Origin of the sequence: Pseudomonas sp. LPH60 (genome assembly GCF_030718165.1) — a bacterium.
GTDB lineage: Bacteria > Pseudomonadota > Gammaproteobacteria > Pseudomonadales > Pseudomonadaceae > Aquipseudomonas > Aquipseudomonas danubii.
On record NZ_JAVAJH010000003.1, the window covers coordinates 927772 to 944509 of the forward strand.

Here is a 16738-nt window from a genome sequence, read left to right on the forward strand (position 1 = left end):
GCTCCCCTTCCGGCATTGCCATTGAACACAACGCGCTCCGCCAAATGTCTATATAATCACTGCCAAATGGCAAAGGCAGGAGTAGCACTCATGGTTGCGCTGACAGGCACCGGCATTGCCCCCAAGCGGCGGGGCAAACTGGTATTGAAAGAACAGTCTGCGGACATCCTCCTGGGTGGCCGGGCACGGTTTGACGACCGCATTTCGATCTATCGCTTGACCGAGGAAGGCATCCCCCTGACGGCGATCATCAAGTTCGTCTCCTCGGTCCCCATGCTCAAGGACGAACAGGTCCTGGCCAAGATCATCGGCCTCTCCGAACGCACCCTGCATCGGCGCCTGAAAACCCCGGACGAACCCCTGAACCCGGAGCAGAGTGCCCGCGCGGTACGCTTTGCCCAGGTGCTGGCCAAGGCCCAGGACGTCTTCGGCAGCAGTGAAGAGGCACAGGACTGGATGGCCAAGCCGGTGATGGGCCTCGACGGCCATAAACCGGTGGATCTGCTGACCAACCCCATCGGCTTCGAACTGGTGGACGAGTTCCTCACCCGCCTGGAATACGGGGTCTATCAGTGATCAGTATTCCGGGCAGCAGCGAGATTCATTTCTGGCGACTGGACGCCGCCCGGCACGCCGATAGCTGGGACAGTGGCATCGGTGCCGAGCTCTGCGGCGGCCGCTGGAACTCCAAAGGGATCAAGGCCGTGTATGGCAGCGCCGATCCGGCCACGGCGATTCTGGAAGTGGCGGTGCACAAGGGCTTTGCCGCACTGGATAACGTGCCCCATGTCCTCACTGGCGCCCTGATCCAGGACCCGTCGGCCATCTACCGCGTGGATGAGCGCAGCCTGCCCAATCCCAACTGGCTGATCCCGGGCATCCCCAGTGCCGGCCAGCAGAAATTCGCCGACCAGTTGCTGGCCGACCATCCATTCGTGCTGGTGCCCTCATCGGTGTCCCGGCACAGCTGGAACATTCTGATCAATCCATTGCTGGCCAAAGGGCTGTACCAGGTGGTGATCCAGGAACGCTTCGGCCTCGACACCCGTCTCAACCCTCCCCCGCACACCGCTGCCAATCGCCCGAACTGAACCCACAAAAAAGCGGGAACCTGCCCGACGCAGATTCCCGCAAACGCCCCGGCTGAAGGGGCCGCGTTCAATACCAATCTTCGCCAGACTTGAAATCGCTGCGGCCCTTCGGGCCGTTCGCAGCCTGCGGCAGCGGCTACACCTATCCTTGTAGCCGCTGCTGAGCCCGCGAAGCTGCGAAAAGGACCGCAGGGCCTTGCTTGGCGCTATCCCGCTTTGAGATCGCTGCGTCTCCTGCGCAGCCGTTCGCAGCCTGCAGCAGCGCCTACACAATCTTTGCCTTACTGCGGCTTGCGGTAGCTGTTGACGATGGCCGAGAAGTCCTTGCCACCTTCCCCACGCTGGCTCATGGCCTGGTACAACTGCTGGGCCACGGCGCCGAGCACCACCGGCTGATGCGCCTGGCGCGCGGCCTCGGTGGCCAGCCCCAGGTCCTTGAGCATCAGCTCGGCACCAAAGCCGCCGGTGTAGCCCCGGGACGCAGGGGCGGTTTCAATCACTCCAGGCCACGGGTTGTAGGTATCGGAACTCCAGCAACGGCCGGTGGAGCTGTTGATGATCCCCGCCAGCACCTGGGTATCGATGCCCAGGGCATCCCCCAAGGCCATGGCTTCGCTGACACCGATCATCGAAATCCCCAGCAGCAGGTTGTTGCAGATCTTGGCGATCTGCCCGGTGCCCACTTCGCCGCAATGTACGATGTTGCGCCCCATCTGCGCCAGCACTGGCTGCAGGGTGGCGAACAGCTCGGCACTGGCGCCGACCATGAAGGTCAGGGTCCCGGCCTGTGCACCACCGGTGCCGCCGGACACCGGCGCATCGGCCATGGCCACACCTTGCTTGGCAGCCACAGCGGCCACTTCACGAGCGGTCTGCGGGTCGATGGTGCTGCAGTCCACCGCAGGGACACCACGGCCAATCCCTGCCAGCACCCCGTCTTCACCCAGCCACACACTGCGCACATGGGCCGCAGCCGGGAGCATGGTGATCACCAGTTCGGCACCTTCGGCAGCCGCCTTGGGCGAGGCAGCAACGCGCCCGCCCAGTTGCGCCAGCTCCGCCAGCACGCTCTGGTTGAGGTCGAACAGGTTCAGCTGATGCCCGGCCTTGATCAGGTTGCGGGCCATGGGTGCGCCCATGTTGCCCAGGCCGATAAATGCAATGTTCATGTCAGGCTCCTCAACGCAGGCTGATGGTGGTGTTCACACCGTCGTTGACGCTGTCATCGTCGAACCAGCGGGCGGTGACGGTCTTGGTCTGAGTGTAGAACTGCACCACTTGCTTGCCGTACGGGCCCAGGTCACCGAGCTTGGAGCCTCGGGAGCCGGTGAAGCTGAAGAACGGCACCGGCACCGGAATCGGGATGTTGATACCGACCTGGCCGACGTCGATTTCGCTCTGGAACTTGCGCGCCGCCGCCCCGCTCTGGGTGAACAGGCCGGTGCCGTTGCCGAAGGGGTTGGCGTTGACCAGGGCAATGGCCTGATCCAGGGTGTCGACCTCCAGCACCACCAGCACCGGGCCGAAGATTTCCTGGGTGTAGATCTGCATATCGGTGGTTACCCCGGAGAACAGGGTCGGGCCGATGAAATTGCCTTGCTCGTAGCCCGGGACCTGGATGCCGCGGCCATCGAGCTCCAGCTTGGCGCCTTCTTTCACGCCGCTTTCGATCAGCTCCAGAATCCGCGCCTTGGCGCGCTTGGACACCACCGGGCCCACATCGGTGCCCGGCTCGCTGCCGGCGTTGACCTTGAGTTTCTGCGCCAGGGCCTTGAGGTCCGGCAGCCATTGTTTCGAAGCGCCCACCAGCACCACCACCGAGGTGGCCATGCACCGCTGACCGGCCGCGCCGAAGCCGGCGCCCACCAGGGCATTGAGGGTCTGTTCGCGGTTGGCGTCGGGCAGGACCACGGCGTGGTTCTTCGCGCCCATCATCGATTGCACGCGCTTGCCGTGCTTGCCCGCCAAGTCATAGACGTGAGTGCCGACCGCGGTCGAACCGACGAAGGACACCGCCTTGATGTCCTTGTGGGTGCACAGCGCATCCACCACGTCCTTGCCGCCGTGCACCACGTTGAGCACGCCGGCCGGGACCCCGGCTTCCACCGCCAGCTCCACCAGCAGCATGGTGGACAGCGGGTCCTGCTCGGAAGGCTTGAGGACGAAGGTGTTGCCGCAGGCGATGGCCATCGGGAACATCCACAGCGGAATCATCGCCGGGAAGTTGAACGGGGTGATCCCGGCGCACACACCGATCGGCTGGCGCAGGGTATAGGTGTCCACACCGCCGGCGACGTTCTCGGCGAACTCGCCCATCTGCAGGGTGCCGATGGAGCAGGCATGCTCCACCACTTCCAAGCCGCGGAAGATGTCACCCTCGGCGTCGGCGAGGGTCTTGCCCTGTTCGGCGCTGAGGACTGCGGCAATGCGCTTGGAATGCTCACGGATCAAGGCCTGGAGCTTGAGCATGATGCGCATCCGCGCGCCGATCGGAGTCAGTTTCCAGGTCTGGAAGGCGCGCTGGGCGGCGGCGATCGCGGCATCGACTTCAGTGGCGGTGGCAAAGGGCACCTTGGCCAGCACTTCCTGGGTCGCCGGGTTGACGATGTCGTGCCATTCCTGACTCTGGGACTGGACCCATTCACCGTCGATCAGCAATTTGACCTGTTGCAGGGTGGTGCCGTCGGGCTTGAGGGATGCGTTCATGGGGTCTCCTGACTTCTTGAGTTCTTATGCAGGGAACCAAGGCGGGCAAGCGCCTTGAAAGAGGGGCTGTCGCGAGTTGGTGTCGGACGGTTTTTGGAGTATAGATGTGCAAATTCCTAATAAGAACGCACATAAAATCCGGTCCAACATGCAAAAAAACATCACCTCGCTGAGCACCCTGAACTGGGACGACCTGAAGTTTTTCCTCGAAGTGGCGCGCACCCGCAAGGCCAGCAGCGCGGCCAAGCGCCTGGCGGTGGACTACACCACGGTGTCGCGGCGCATCGGTTCGCTGGAAACCGCCCTGGGCACCCTGTTGTTCGAAAAGTCCCGCACCAACGGTTTTGTTCTGACCGCCGAGGGCCAGCGCCTGCTGGGTTATGCCGAGTCCATCGAAAGCACCCTGCACATGGCCTGCGAGCAGGTCTCGGGTTCCGGGGTGGCGTTGTCCGGGCATGTGCGCATGGGCTGCACCGAGGGCTTCGGCAGCTTCTTCATCACCCCGCAGTTGAGCCACTTCCTCGATGAGTACCCGGCGATCTCAGTGGACATCCTGCCGCTGCCGCACTTCATCAGCCTGTCCAAGCGCGAGGCGGACATCGTCATCGCCCTGGAACGCCCGGAGCACGGCCCCTACGTGTGCTGCAAGCTGTGCGACTACCGCCTACAGCTGTACGCCACCCAGGAATACCTCGACCGTCACCCGCCGATCCGCCGCCCCAGCGACCTGGGGGAACATCAATTCATCAGCTACGTGGACGACCTGGCGTTCAGTTCCGAGCTGCTGTACCTGGCCAATGTGGTGCCCGGGGCCAGCGCCAACCTGCGCAGCACCAGCGTCATCGCCCAATACGTGGCGGCGCAGCAGGGCCGCTCGCTGGCGATCCTGCCGTGCTTCCTGGCGGCCCAGGACCCGCGGCTGCTGCCAGTACTGCCCAAGGAGATCAACCTGACCCGGCAATTCTGGATGTACTGCCGTGAAGACCTGCGCAAACTGAAACGGATTACCCTGTTGTGGGATTACATCCGCGAGGTGACCGAGCAGAATCGGCCGCTGCTCATGGGGGACAGTCGCAGCATGCTGTTCGCCGCCCCCTGATCTTTAGCGACCGCCAAGCTAAAGCCGCGAAAATGTGGATCGCCGATCAGTCGGCGATCACCACGATCGACACCCGGCGGTTCTCGGTGCGCCCGGCTGCGGTGCTGTTGGAAGCCACCGGCTCGCTGCTGCCCAGGCCGCGCAGCTGGATGTTTTCTTCACGCATGCCGACCTGGGTCAGCACCTTGACCACGCTCTTGGCCCGGCGCACCGACAGCTGCACGTTGTAGGCCTCCTTGCCCGAAGCGTCGGTATGGCCGTCGACCCGGACCTTCTGGATATCGACGCTGAGCAAGGCCTTGCCGATGCGCTGGACGATCTCGGTGCTGGCCTGGTTCAAGGTTTCCACATCGCTGCCAAACAGCACCTTGCCCGACAGGCCGAAGGCCCAGCCTTCATCCGTCAGTTCGAAGCCCTCCTGTTTCAGTACCGCGATCTGTTTCGGGGTCAGACCTTTGGGCGGCACGCTCTGGCAGCCAGCCAGGGCCAACAGGGCCATGAACACCAGGGTGCTGAACAGTCGAACCGAACGTTGCGTCATCGAGAACAAGGGAATTAGCTCCTGTTTTGAACCTGAACGATAGGGAGCTCCGCCCCCACTGTGTGTTGCCCGCCTCGCGAACCGCGCTTGGCGTGGTACATGGCCTCATCGGCAGCGTTCAACAGGCTGCCGGGCGTCACGCCATGATCCGGGTACACGGCAATGCCGATGCTCAGCGACGTCATGATCGACAGGTTGCCAGGCAATTGAATCGGCACGTCCATGCTGTGGATGATTTTGTCTGCGATGCGCTGGGCATCTTCAACCCGGTGCAGCGGGCTGAGCAGCACGGCGAATTCGTCGCCGCCCAGCCGGGCCACCAGATCCTCTTCACGCAGCTGCGCGCGAATTCGCGTGGCCACCGCCACCAGCACCGCATCACCCGCGGCGTGGCCGAAGTTGTCGTTGATTTCCTTGAACCGGTCACTGTCGAGAAACAGCACCGCCATGCGCTCGTTGAGCTTGTTGGCGCTGCGCAGTGCACGAATCAGCCGCCCCTCGAAAAACGCCCGGTTGGGCAGGCCGGTCAGGCTGTCGTGACTGGCCTGGTGAGCCAGGGTCTCATTCTCGCTTTGCAGGTGAGTCTGCCAGGCTTCCAGCTCATCGAGCAGGGCATTGAAGTCGTTGCCGAGGTTGTCCAGTTCAGCGATTTCCGCAGGCGGTACCCGCTGATCGAAGGCCCGCTCGCGCCGCGCCGCGTGGGCCACTTCCGCCAGGCTGCGCAAGGGCCCGGTGATCCCCCGCAGTTGCCGGCGTGCCAGGTACAGCGACACCCAGGCACTCAAGGCAGTACAAAGCACGATACCCACCAGACCACTGAGCAGAAAGCGCAGCAGACTGCCGCCATGGCCGGTGACGTTGACGCTGCCCACTTCTCGGTTCTGATGAAGAATCGGCAAGCTGATGGGCTTTTCCAGGATCGCACTGGCAACGTGCATTTCCAGGCGGGTCAGCAGACCGCTTTCCGGACGTTGCCAACTGGCCAGCAGACGGCCCTGGTTGTCATAGACCTTGGCATCGGCCACCTCTTCGGTTGAGGCAATCAGGGCCAGGGCCTCGGTGGCCACCACACTGTCGTTGAACACCACCGCCGCTTCCACGGTGTAGCTGATGGACCGGGCAATCAGGTGCAGGTTGTGATCGGCATAGACGCGCAATGCCAGGACCCCGAGGAAGGTCAGGGACAGGCTGGCCATGGAGATCGCCAACAGGGCGACGATCAGGTGACCGCGACCTATAACCGACCGCAGGGTCGGGCGGGCGTTGGGCTTGAACAGCTTCATGGCGCCGCCGGGCGACGACGCGACAGTTGCAGCACGCTGGGATGGATCTTCACCCCGCTGCGGGCCACTGAATCCAGGTTGACCTCGAACGACACTTGGTTGTCGCTGACCCGCAGGCAGAACAGGCTGCCAACGGTGCACTGGTCGCCACCCTCGCTGATGCTCAGCACGGGTTGGCCGATCAGCGAATTGAACAGGCGGCTCCGTTCATCGTTGCTCAGTTTGCCGACATAGACCGAGTCGCACTCACCGACGATTGCCGGGCTGCTGGCCAACAGGCGACGCACCAGCACCGGACGGCCGGTAGCCTGAGTAGTGCCCTTGAGCAGATCGTCGGTGTATTCGGTCGGGCCCACCACACACAGGCGCAGTTCTGCAGGTTCCACCGGCCAGCGAGCGTAGCTGAGGATACCCAACACCACTTGCGTCACTGCCTTGGCCCGCTGTTCCGCCAAGCTGGTAGAGGCTGACGGCTCTGGTTGCGCAATGGCAAGCAGACTGAACAGGCAAAGAATGGTCGACAGTACACACTGCCTCCACCCCAAAATGCGCTCTGTCCTGAAGACAGCCACGTCCATGCAGGGATTCTCTTTGAATTTCACGGAAATGATGCCGCAACGATAGCACAGCCCGGGAAAATGCAGCGAGCCCAGCGCCCCAATACGGTGCTGGGCACTGGACAGCAACGCAGTGCTCAGTCCAGTTCCAGCATCAACCCGCTAAGGCGCTTGACCTTGCGCCGCACCGCCTCTTCAAACACCCCGGCCCGAGGCTCGATCAGGCTGAACCAATCCTTGGCCCGGGTGATTCCTGTATAGATCAATTCCTTGGTCAGCACCGGGTTCAGGGCGTCGGGCAGGATCAGCGCAGTATGGGCGAACTCCGAACCCTGAGACTTGTGCACGGTCATGGCGTAGACCGTTTCCACGTCATTGAGCCGGCTCGGCAGTACCAGGCGTACCCCGCCCTGGCCATCGTTGCGCGGGAAAGCCACCCGCAGCACCTGACGCCCGGCTTGCGGCCCCTCATGTTCCGGCAGCTGGAGGGCGATGCCAATATCACCATTCATCAGGCCCAGACCATAGTCGTTACGGGTCATCAGCACAGGGCGACCTTCGTACCATTGCTGGTCGCTGTCGATCAGCCGAGCCTTGAACAATGCCTGGGTGATCCGCAGGTTCAATCCTTCGACACCCCACGGCCCCTTGCGCACGGCACAGAGCAACTGGAAGCGATCGAAGGCCTGCAGGACGTTGCGCGCCCAATCGGTCCAGCGGCGGTCTTCCAGGGCGGTGTCCGCGGGTGGACGCTGACTGCGCAGCACATTCAGGTAATGCCGATAGCCTTGTGGCCCCTCGCCGTGGCCTTCCAGCAACAGGCGCTCAAGGGCTCTGTCCTGCTCGCCCTTGAGACTCAGGCTGTACAAGTCCGCATGGCTGCGAGCCGCCAGCAGGCGCCGGGCCTCCTCGGCCTGTTGTTGATTGACCCAGCGCGCCAGCTGGCCAATGCCACTGCCTTCGCCGAAGCGCCGGGAGTGGCGCAGCATCACCACCTGCTGTGCCAGGGGATGCTGGTGCCCGGTGTCTTCCTGCAAGCCGCTGGCGCCCAGGTTCTCAGCGCTGACCGCTTCCAGCCAGGCGCGAGTCTGCGGGTTGTACCAGCCGGCCTCGGCATCGCGACACAGGTCACCGAGCACCGCCCCCGCCTCCACCGACGCCAGTTGATCCTTGTCCCCCAACAGCACCAGGCGGGCATGAATGGGCAAGGCGTCCAGCAGATTGGCCATCATTTCCAGGTCGATCATCGAAGCTTCGTCCACCACCAGCACATCCAGGGGCAGGCGGTTGCCGGCGTGGTGGCGGAAATGCCGGGTGCCCGGGCGATTGCCCAGCAAGCGGTGCACCGTGGTCACCTCGCTGGGGATCTTTTCCCGTACCTCGTCGGCGACTGCCAGGGACCGCACTTGCAGGCTGATGGACTCGGTGAGGCGGGCCGCGGCTTTGCCAGTGGGCGCCGCCAGACGAATGCGCAAGGGTTTGCGCGCCTCCACCGCCGGGGCCTGGAGCAACGCCAGCAGACGCACCACGGTGGTGGTTTTGCCCGTGCCGGGGCCACCGGTGATGATGCTGAAGGCGCCTCGGGTCGCCAGGGCACAGGCGAGTTTCTGCCAATCGATGGGCCCGGCAGCCTTGGCCGGGCCAAACAGCCCGTCCAGGCGCTGGGCCAGATTCTCCGGAGTCGCTTCCGTCGACGCCAGGCGCTGGCGCAGGGCGTTGTCGATCCGCCGTTCATAGGCCCAGTAGCGCCGCAGGTACAGGCGCTTTCCGGACAGCACCAACGGCCGCTGCTGGGACGCCTCGCCGTGATCAGCCGACAGGGCCACCAACCGACTGCCGGCCAGGACCTTGCACCAGTGAGCTCCCTCCAGATTCGCCAACACCTGGGAAGGCAGCACCGTGGCACCGCCTTGCGAATCCCCTTCCGGCGGCAGCGACAGAGCGAAGTCCGGCTCCTTGAGGGTTTCGAACAGGTCCAGGCAGACATGCCCATGACCCAACTGGTGACTGGTCAGGGCCGCGGCCATGAGCACCAACGGATCGCAGCCGGGGTCCAGCTCATGGAGGAAGCCGACAAAAGCCTTGTCCAGGGCCCGCAGCCAGCCGCGCTCGACCCAGCGCTCAAGCAACAACAGCAGGTCTTCGGCGCGAGCCAGGGGCGCCAGCGCTAACTGGGGCGCTGGCGGCTCGGCCAACTGGGCAAACAGATCCTGGGTCATAACAGCACTCCCTGTTCCCAGGCGGGCTCGGCCTTGGGCGGCTCGGGCTGGCCCTGGAACATGCGGTCGAGGCGTTCGATCAACTGCCGTGGCGGCCGGGCAAAGTACGCGCCCTGGCTCGCGGAACGGCTGCCACGCAAAAACAGGTACAAGGCGCCGCCGATGTGCCGATCGTAATCGTAGTCCGCCAACCGGGCCTTCAACTGCCGATGCAGCGCCAGCAGGTAGAGCACGTATTGCAGGTCGTAGCGGTTGTCGAGAATCGATTGCTCCATGGCCTGCTCGGTGTAGGCCGCGTCGTCCACGCCCAGCCAGTTGGATTTGTAGTCGGCCACGTAATAGCGGCCCTGATGTTCGAATGTCAGGTCGATGAAGCCCTTGAACATGCCATTGAGCAGCACCGGCTCGGCGGTGACCCGAGGCGCGCCCTGGTGGGTCTGCTGGCGCACCAGCTCGTCGAGCTTGAGCACGTCGACCTTGTGGCTGGCAAACCAGAACTCCATTTCGACCCGGTACTGGGTCAGTCGCCCCAGCACCACTGGCGGTTGCCCATCCCCCACAGGCAGGGACGCCTGCAACAAGTGCTGCAGCCAATCGCTGAGGGTCAAAATCCAGCCTTGCCAGCCGCGACGATTGCAACGGCGGGCGATGGCATCCTCGATCACCGCGGGGGCGGCGGCAAAACCCTCCTCCCCGGCCCATTCCAGCAGACCGTGGAGGAAGGTGCCGGGGTTCGGGCCCCGGGGAAACCGGTGAATATCGCCACCACTGGCGACGACTTCCCGAGGGGCCTCGGGGTCCAGCCGCTCATCGTCGAAGAGCTTCTGTGCCTGGGGATTTTCCGGTGCTTCGGTGCTACCGCTGCCCAAGGTATCGCTGATGCGCAAGGCACTGTAGGAGGCGATCCACCAGTTCTCCGCCGCCCGTCGAATCGGCTGTAACGGGGCCAGCAGCCTGGCGTCATTGCGCGGCGGGTAAAAGCGCTGGTCATCGGCCGCAGGCAGCTCGCTGACACCGATGGCCTCACAGCCTTGCTGCAAGTCCAGGAGCCAGCGCAGCAATCCCTTGGACTCGCCCAACAGGGCACCGCCGCCAAGCAGGTAGCCCAGGGCCGACAAGTGCAACACCGAGCTGCTGTGGTTGCCGCGCTTGAGATCGGCCACTCCCAGCCAGCAGGCATGCTGGGCCCGGGTCAGGGCCACGTAGAGCAGACGCAGATCTTCCGCCAGACGCTCCTCATCGGCTTGGGCGATCAGCTCCGGCGTCGGTCGCAAACTGACCTGGGCCTTGCCGGCAGCATCGTGGTAATGCAGCGGCAGGCGACTGCCATCCACCGGTTTGGTGGAGCAGATGAAGGGCAGGAACACCAGGGGGTATTCCAGGCCCTTGGACTTGTGGATGGTCACCACCTTGACCAGTTGCTCGTCGCTTTCCAGGCGCAGGATCTGCTCTTCACCGGCCTGCCCGGACAACGCCAGATGCTCGGCCAGATGGCGGATCAGTGCCTGCTCACCGTCCAGTTCCGCAGCGTTCTGCTGCAACAACTCAGACAGGTGCAGGAGGTTGGTCAGCACCCGCTCGCCGTCGCTGCGGGCCATCAGCGCCTGGGGCAGCTGGAAGTCATGGAGCAAGCGTCGGAGCATCGGCAGCACGCCCTGGCTGCGCCAGATCGTGCGGTATCCGCGGAACTGCATGACTCGGGCTTCCCAGGCCAATTCGTCCTGGTTCAGCCGCTCCAGTTCCACCAGGGACAGGTTCAGGGTCAGGGAGGCCAGGGCGGCTCGCAGCGGACGCTCCACATCCGGTTCGGCGCAAGCCTTGAGCCACACCAGCAGGTCCCGGGCTTCCTGGGCGGCGAACACCGAGTCCTTGTCCGAGAGATACACGCTGCGCACCCCACGGGCGGCCAGTTCACCGCGCACCGCCTGGGCCTCCTTGCCGTCGCGGACCAGAATGGCGATATCCGCCGGCAACAGACCCTTGAGTTCCTGCTGATCGCGGGCAAAACCACTGCGCCCCTGCTGACCGCCATTGAGCAGATCGACAATGGCACTGGCACAGGCCGCGGCCTGCTGCTGACGATACTGGGCCCCGGACAGCGGTTGCTCCGAAGGCAGTTGCCAGAAGTTCAGCGCTGGCACCGCTTGGCCATCCACCTGCAGGCGCTCCTTGCGGCCCTGAGCGGCTACCGCCAGGAAGGGCACCGGATTCTCGCCATCCTCTTCGCGAAACAGGAAGGCCCCCTGCCCTTGCTGGCGCTGTTCGGCTTGCAGGAACACATGGTTGACCGCACTGACCATGGCCTGGCTGGAACGAAAGTTGGTGCCCAGGGTATGCAAGCGTCCCGCTGTGGCCTGGCGGGCCCGCAGGTAGGTGTAGATGTCGGCGCCACGGAAGGCGTAGATCGCTTGTTTGGGGTCGCCAATCAGGAACAGCCCGGTTTCGGGGTCGTTGGCCTCGATGCGGTAGATGCTTTCGAAGATCCGGTACTGCACCGGATCGGTGTCCTGGAACTCGTCGATCAGGGCCACCGGAAACTGCTCGCGGATCAAAGTCGCCAGGCGCTCGCCGCCGTCGCTTTGCAGGGCGCTGTCCAGACGCAGCAACATATCGTCAAAGCCCATTTCGGCGCGGCGACGCTTCTCTTCCTCAAAACGCGCACCGACCCACTGCGCAGCATGCTGCAGGACCGCGGCGTCCGGGCTGGGCAAGGCGTCGAGGCTGGCCTTGAGTCCAGCCATGGCATCGAGCCCCGGGTGCTGCGGAGCTTCACCTTTCCAGGCCTCGCTCATTCCGTCTGGGGTCAGGCGGGTGAAGCCGGTGCCAATATCCAACTGCTCAACGGATTCGTCCTCGGCCCAGGCCGTGATCTTTTCAAACCAGGGCTCGAAGAAACGAGCCTGCATCTTGCGGCCGTCGACACTCTTGCTGGCAACGCCTTGCAGACAGATCTCCCGCAACTCCACCGCCCATTGCCGCCAGGGCGCCTTGAGCTGCACCAGCGCTTCCCGACGCTCCTGCAGACAGGCTTCGATCAATTCACTGGGGGTCTGTTCCGACGGCTCACGACGCTCGCTGCCGAACATCGCCCGCACCCGGGGCAGCAATTGGGCCGGGCCGACCCAGTTGGAGCGCACCCAGTTGAGCGCATCGCCCTGCATCGGATAGCAGAACAAGCGCCAGTAATCACGCAGCACCTGCCCCAGCAGATCGCTGTGGTCGGTTTCCAGGGTCTGGGTAAACAGGCTGCCGCTGTCGAAAGCGTGCTCGCGGAGCATGCGTTGGCACCAGCTGTGAATGGTGGAGACGGCGGCCTCATCCATCCACTGCGCGGCGATGTCCAGGCGGTTGGCGCAGGCGGCCCATTGTTCGGCGGGGTACTGCTCCCGCAGCTCGACGATCAGGCTGTCGGGGGCGCTGGTTTCGTCACGGAAGAAGCGTGCGGCCTCCGCCAGACGGGTGCGGATGCGTTCGCGCAACTCCTTGGTGGCCGCATCGGTAAAGGTCACCACCAGGATCTGCGGTGGCAGCAATTCGCGACCAAAGCCTGCGGACTCGCCACCGTGGCCCAGCACCAGACGCAGATAGAGCGCGGAGATGGTGAAGGTCTTGCCGGTGCCGGCACTGGCCTCGATCAGTTGGCTACCCCGTAGCGGGAAGGCCAGGGCCAGAGGGACTTGTTGAGTCATGCGCCGGCCTCCTCGCCGAGGGCTGAACGCCAGGGGGCGTCCAGCAGGGGGCGATAGAGTGTCTCGGCCCAGCCGCTGAAGGTTTCATCAGCGATCAGGGCGTTGTAGTCGGCGAATTGCCGAGCCAATGCCGGGCTTTCTCGACGCTCGCCTTCACTGTTCTGGCCATCGCCATCGTAGGTCTTGCGGGCCGCGGCAGCGGCTTTGTCAGGATCGGTCTGGCCCAGCCAGGCGAAGGCAGTCTTGACGGCCACCGGCAATGGCTGCCGCATGCCCGATTGCCAGGCCAGCAGCAGATTGCCGAGGATCGCCCGAGCCTGATCCTGTTCCAACGGCGGTAACAGCAGGCTGTCATCGCTGGCCACCAACGCAGTGGTCAGGGAGTAACCGCTGGCGCAGGCCAGCAGATGGTTGATCCAGGGCTTGATCAAGCGGTGCCATTTGCGGGTTTTGAGCGAACCTATGCCGTTGGGAATGGTGGTCACGGCCAATAGTCCGCCATCCGCCCGTTGATGCAGGTGGCTCAACCAGCCTTCCAGGCGCACGCCCTGCAATTCCAGGCTGACAGGCAATGCACTGGTAACCGGGGTTGGCCACAGATCCAGCAGTTGCCGGTAGCGCTGCAACAAGTCCGGCAGGGGTTCCATGAGTTCGCGTTGCAGGCACTCGCCGAAACCGGCCATGGGCAACAGGCCGCTGGCTTGCAGCCTTTGCGCCTGGGCCTGCAAGGCCTGATCCGGGTGTGCGGCATCACTCAATGCGGCCTCCAGCAAGCTGTCGCTGAGGCTGTAGCGTTGCAGGGCGTCGAGGACAAAGGGCTCCTCGTCAGCCAGTGGTGCTTCCATGGCTTCAAAAAACACCTTGAGCCGTTGGGTGAAAAAGTGCCGTACCGGGTTGCGCAGAAAATCCTGCAACTGGGCCAGGCTTAAGGGCTCCTCCTGTACATAAGGCTCAAGGCGTTCGGTGGTGCCGGTTTCTGCCGGGGCCTGATGCAATACCTGCCACTCCCGGGCGTAACTGAACAGGACGTCATTGTCATGAAAGTAGCGGGCACTGAAGGGCTGCAGCGGGTGCTCCTGGGTCAGGGCCTCGAGCAGGGATTGCCGCGCATCGGCCAATCGCCAGCCACCGGCCAGATGATCGCGCAACTGGCCGATCAGCACCGAGGCAGGCCGTTCGCTGTTATCGCGGATGCTGCGGCCAACCCAACTGACATAGAGTTGGTCCCGGGCTGAGAGCAACGCCTCGAGCAGCAGATAGCGGTCATCTTCGCGTCGGGAACGGTCGCCGGGGCGGTAGTCGCTGCCCATCAGGTCGAAGTCCAGGGGCGGTTGCGCCCGTGGATAGTCACCGTCATTCATGCCCAGCAGGCACACCAGCTTGAAGGGGATTGCACGCATCGGCATCAGGGTGCAGAAATTCACGGCGCCGGCGAGGAAGCGCTGGGACAAGCGGCCCTGATCAAGGCCCGCCAGCCAGGCTTCACGCACCACGGTCAGGGGCAATTGATCTTGCAGACCGACGGAGTCGCAGGTTTCCAGCCAGTTTTCCCGAAGGTCCTCGAGCTGGCCCAACAGGTAATCGTCATGCTCGGTGCTAGCCAGGAAGAACTGTTCCAGCAAGTGCTGCAGGCGCTCGCCCCATTGGGCTGGCACAGCAGGCTGGGTGAGTTGCTGGTAGGCGATCTGCAGGGCATCCAGCAGCGCGACCAAGGGGCCGATCAGCGCGGCATCCAGGCCGCCGATTTCGTCATAAGGCTCAATGCCGTCGCAGGCATCGGAGCGGCCGACCGCATATCCCAGGAGCATTCGGCGCAGGCCGAAACGCCAGCTGTTTTGCTCAAGCTCCTGGGGCAGTCCCAATTCGGCGCGTTGTTCGGCGTTCATGCCCCAACGGATGCCGGCACCTTCGATCCAGCGGTGCAAGGTGGGCAGGTCGGCTTCATCGACACCAAAACGCGCACGCAATGCCGGGACGTCCAGCAGGTCGAGAATCTCACTGACCGGGAAGCGGCTGTCCGGGAGTTTGAGCAGGTGTTCGACGGCGATCAGCAACGGGTCGCGACCGCGCTGTCCCTGGTCGGTGAGGGTAAAGGGAATGAAACGTCGGTCATCACGCTCCAACTGGCCGAATACCGCACGGATATGCGGGGCGTAGCTGTCGATGTCGGGGACCATGACGATCACATCGCGAGGCCGCAGGTCGGGCTCGGCGCTGAAGCGTGCCAGGAGCTGGTCGTGGAGGATTTCCACCTCGCGCTGGGCACTGTGAGCAATGTGAAAACGGATCGACTGGTCCTGCTGGAGATCGACTTCGGGCCACAGTTCGCGAGTCTCGTTGAGGGGACGCAGCTCGAGGATATCGTCCTGCAGCTGCTGAAGCATGGTGCGTGGCTGGCTGTCGCTGAACAGGTCGATGCGGCCATCGCGGAAAGCCGCGCGATAACTGTTGGGGTCGTCGTAGCTGTCCAGCAGGTTGATGTAGTCACGGCCCTGCTTGCCCCAGGCGGCCAGCAACGGATGGGCATGCTGGTGCAGGGTTAGCGGGTCCAGGGCCAGTGGCATACCGGCTTTGCGCGCCTGGCGTTTGTACTGATGGCGCAGCAGATCCTTGTCGGCAACGATGTCCGCCCAGTGATGGCGACAGGGGTTGTGCACACAGAGAAGGACTTGGCTGAAACGGGCCAATCCGGCCAAAGCCTCCAAGGCCTGGGCCGGCAAGGAAGAAATACCGAAAACGATCACCCGTGACGGCAGGCCAGCGGGAGCTTGATCCAGGTTATTGATCCGCTCGATAAAGCGTTGGTGGACTCCGGCTCGGCTCTGGGCCATGCCTTCGGTACCCACATCCAGAAGCAGTGCTCGCCACAGTTCGGCTTGCCAGCAGTTGGCCGGGGTCAGGGCTTTGGCTTCACCACGAACGTTACGCAGTGAATGGCGTCCAGCGGCCCAGTCCTCCAGCCAATCGGCCCGATAGACCTGGTACTGGTCGAACAGGTCGGCAAGGCGCTCTGCCAGTTGGTAGCGTTTACGCAAATCACTGTCGTGGGTCAGGAAGCGCTGCAGGGGTTCGAAGTGGGGCTCATCGATCAGTTCTGGCAGCAGGCGCATCAGACGCCAGGTCAGCGGGGCTTTGTCCAAAAGGGATTTAGGCGGGATTTCATCGCGTCCCAATACCAGGCGATAAAGCTGCCACATGAAGCTGCCAGGCAATTGCACATCGATGGCGGCGGCAATACCGCAACCGCCGGAGTCGTCCTCTTCAGGATCTTCAGCCAGGGCCAACTTCAGCCATTGCGCGATGCCATTGCTCTGCACCAGGGCGATTTCATTTTCCAGAGGAGCCAGCGGGTACCGCCGCATCCAGCTGACCACCAGGCTGCGCAACTCGTCCAGGCGGTTACCGTGAACCACCATAAAACCTGGGGTGAGGGACGAGGCGTCCGGCATAAGGGCTTCCTTGGAGAATACAAAAAGCTAGGCCGGAACCTTAGCACTGTCACGGGGTGGTGGCAGCCGGACCGAGCAAACAGCACAAGAGAAACCGCTGCAGC

Annotated in this window: 11 protein-coding genes; 3 read left to right on the forward strand and 8 right to left on the reverse strand. The window is 63.7% G+C overall.

The window, feature by feature from the left end; translation table 11 throughout:
• The first annotated feature begins 90 nt into the window (after window positions 1-90).
• Together Q8O96_RS14730 and Q8O96_RS14735 are read left to right on the forward strand one after the other, a co-directional pair.
• Entirely contained in the window at window positions 91-576 is a 486-nt protein-coding gene (locus Q8O96_RS14730; protein ID WP_102861020.1) for an antitoxin Xre/MbcA/ParS toxin-binding domain-containing protein, read from the forward strand.
• Window positions 573-1091, forward strand: a complete 519-nt coding sequence (locus Q8O96_RS14735; protein WP_305949015.1) for an RES family NAD+ phosphorylase — start codon at window positions 573-575, stop codon at window positions 1089-1091. Before Q8O96_RS14730 ends, Q8O96_RS14735 begins: the two co-directional genes overlap by 4 nt.
• A gap of 281 nt (window positions 1092-1372) precedes the next feature.
• On the opposite strand, the gene mmsB is transcribed toward Q8O96_RS14735, so the two are convergent.
• A complete protein-coding gene (gene mmsB / locus Q8O96_RS14740) occupies window positions 1373-2260 on the reverse strand; it encodes a 3-hydroxyisobutyrate dehydrogenase (RefSeq protein WP_102861018.1) in 888 nt (295 codons plus the stop codon).
• A 10-nt stretch (window positions 2261-2270) separates the two neighbouring features.
• A complete protein-coding gene (locus Q8O96_RS14745) occupies window positions 2271-3797 on the reverse strand; it encodes a CoA-acylating methylmalonate-semialdehyde dehydrogenase (protein ID WP_305949016.1) in 1527 nt (508 codons plus the stop codon).
• Window positions 3798-3945: 148 nt separating this feature from the next.
• On the opposite strand from Q8O96_RS14745, the gene Q8O96_RS14750 reads away from it, so the two are divergent.
• Window positions 3946-4896: a LysR family transcriptional regulator gene (locus Q8O96_RS14750; protein ID WP_115581547.1), complete on the forward strand. Its 951-nt coding sequence runs from the start codon at window positions 3946-3948 to the stop codon at window positions 4894-4896.
• Window positions 4897-4942: 46 nt separating this feature from the next.
• On the opposite strand, the gene Q8O96_RS14755 is transcribed toward Q8O96_RS14750, so the two are convergent.
• The 6 genes from Q8O96_RS14755 to recC all read right to left on the reverse strand — a co-directional run bounded on the left by Q8O96_RS14755 (window position 4943) and on the right by recC (window position 16634).
• Window positions 4943-5437 (reverse strand): OmpA family protein, encoded by a 495-nt coding sequence (locus Q8O96_RS14755; RefSeq protein ID WP_060841871.1) that lies wholly within the window; start codon window positions 5435-5437, stop codon window positions 4943-4945.
• A gap of 14 nt (window positions 5438-5451) precedes the next feature.
• Window positions 5452-6720, reverse strand: coding sequence for a diguanylate cyclase domain-containing protein (locus Q8O96_RS14760; RefSeq protein ID WP_102861014.1), 1269 nt, complete (start codon window positions 6718-6720; stop codon window positions 5452-5454).
• Entirely contained in the window at window positions 6717-7298 is a 582-nt protein-coding gene (locus tag Q8O96_RS14765) for a YfiR family protein (protein WP_305949017.1), read from the reverse strand. The genes Q8O96_RS14760 and Q8O96_RS14765 overlap by 4 nt, the downstream gene beginning before the upstream one ends.
• A 116-nt stretch (window positions 7299-7414) precedes the next feature.
• Window positions 7415-9496, reverse strand: a complete 2082-nt coding sequence (gene recD / locus Q8O96_RS14770) for an exodeoxyribonuclease V subunit alpha (protein ID WP_102861013.1) — start codon at window positions 9494-9496, stop codon at window positions 7415-7417.
• Window positions 9493-13185: an exodeoxyribonuclease V subunit beta gene (gene recB, locus Q8O96_RS14775; RefSeq protein WP_305949018.1), complete on the reverse strand. Its 3693-nt coding sequence runs from the start codon at window positions 13183-13185 to the stop codon at window positions 9493-9495. Before recB ends, recD begins: the two co-directional genes overlap by 4 nt.
• Window positions 13182-16634 carry an exodeoxyribonuclease V subunit gamma gene (recC, locus tag Q8O96_RS14780; protein WP_305949019.1) on the reverse strand — a complete coding sequence of 1151 codons (3453 nt, stop codon included), beginning with the start codon at window positions 16632-16634 and terminating at the stop codon, window positions 13182-13184. Before recC ends, recB begins: the two co-directional genes overlap by 4 nt.
• Between the last annotated feature and the right edge of the window lie 104 nt (window positions 16635-16738).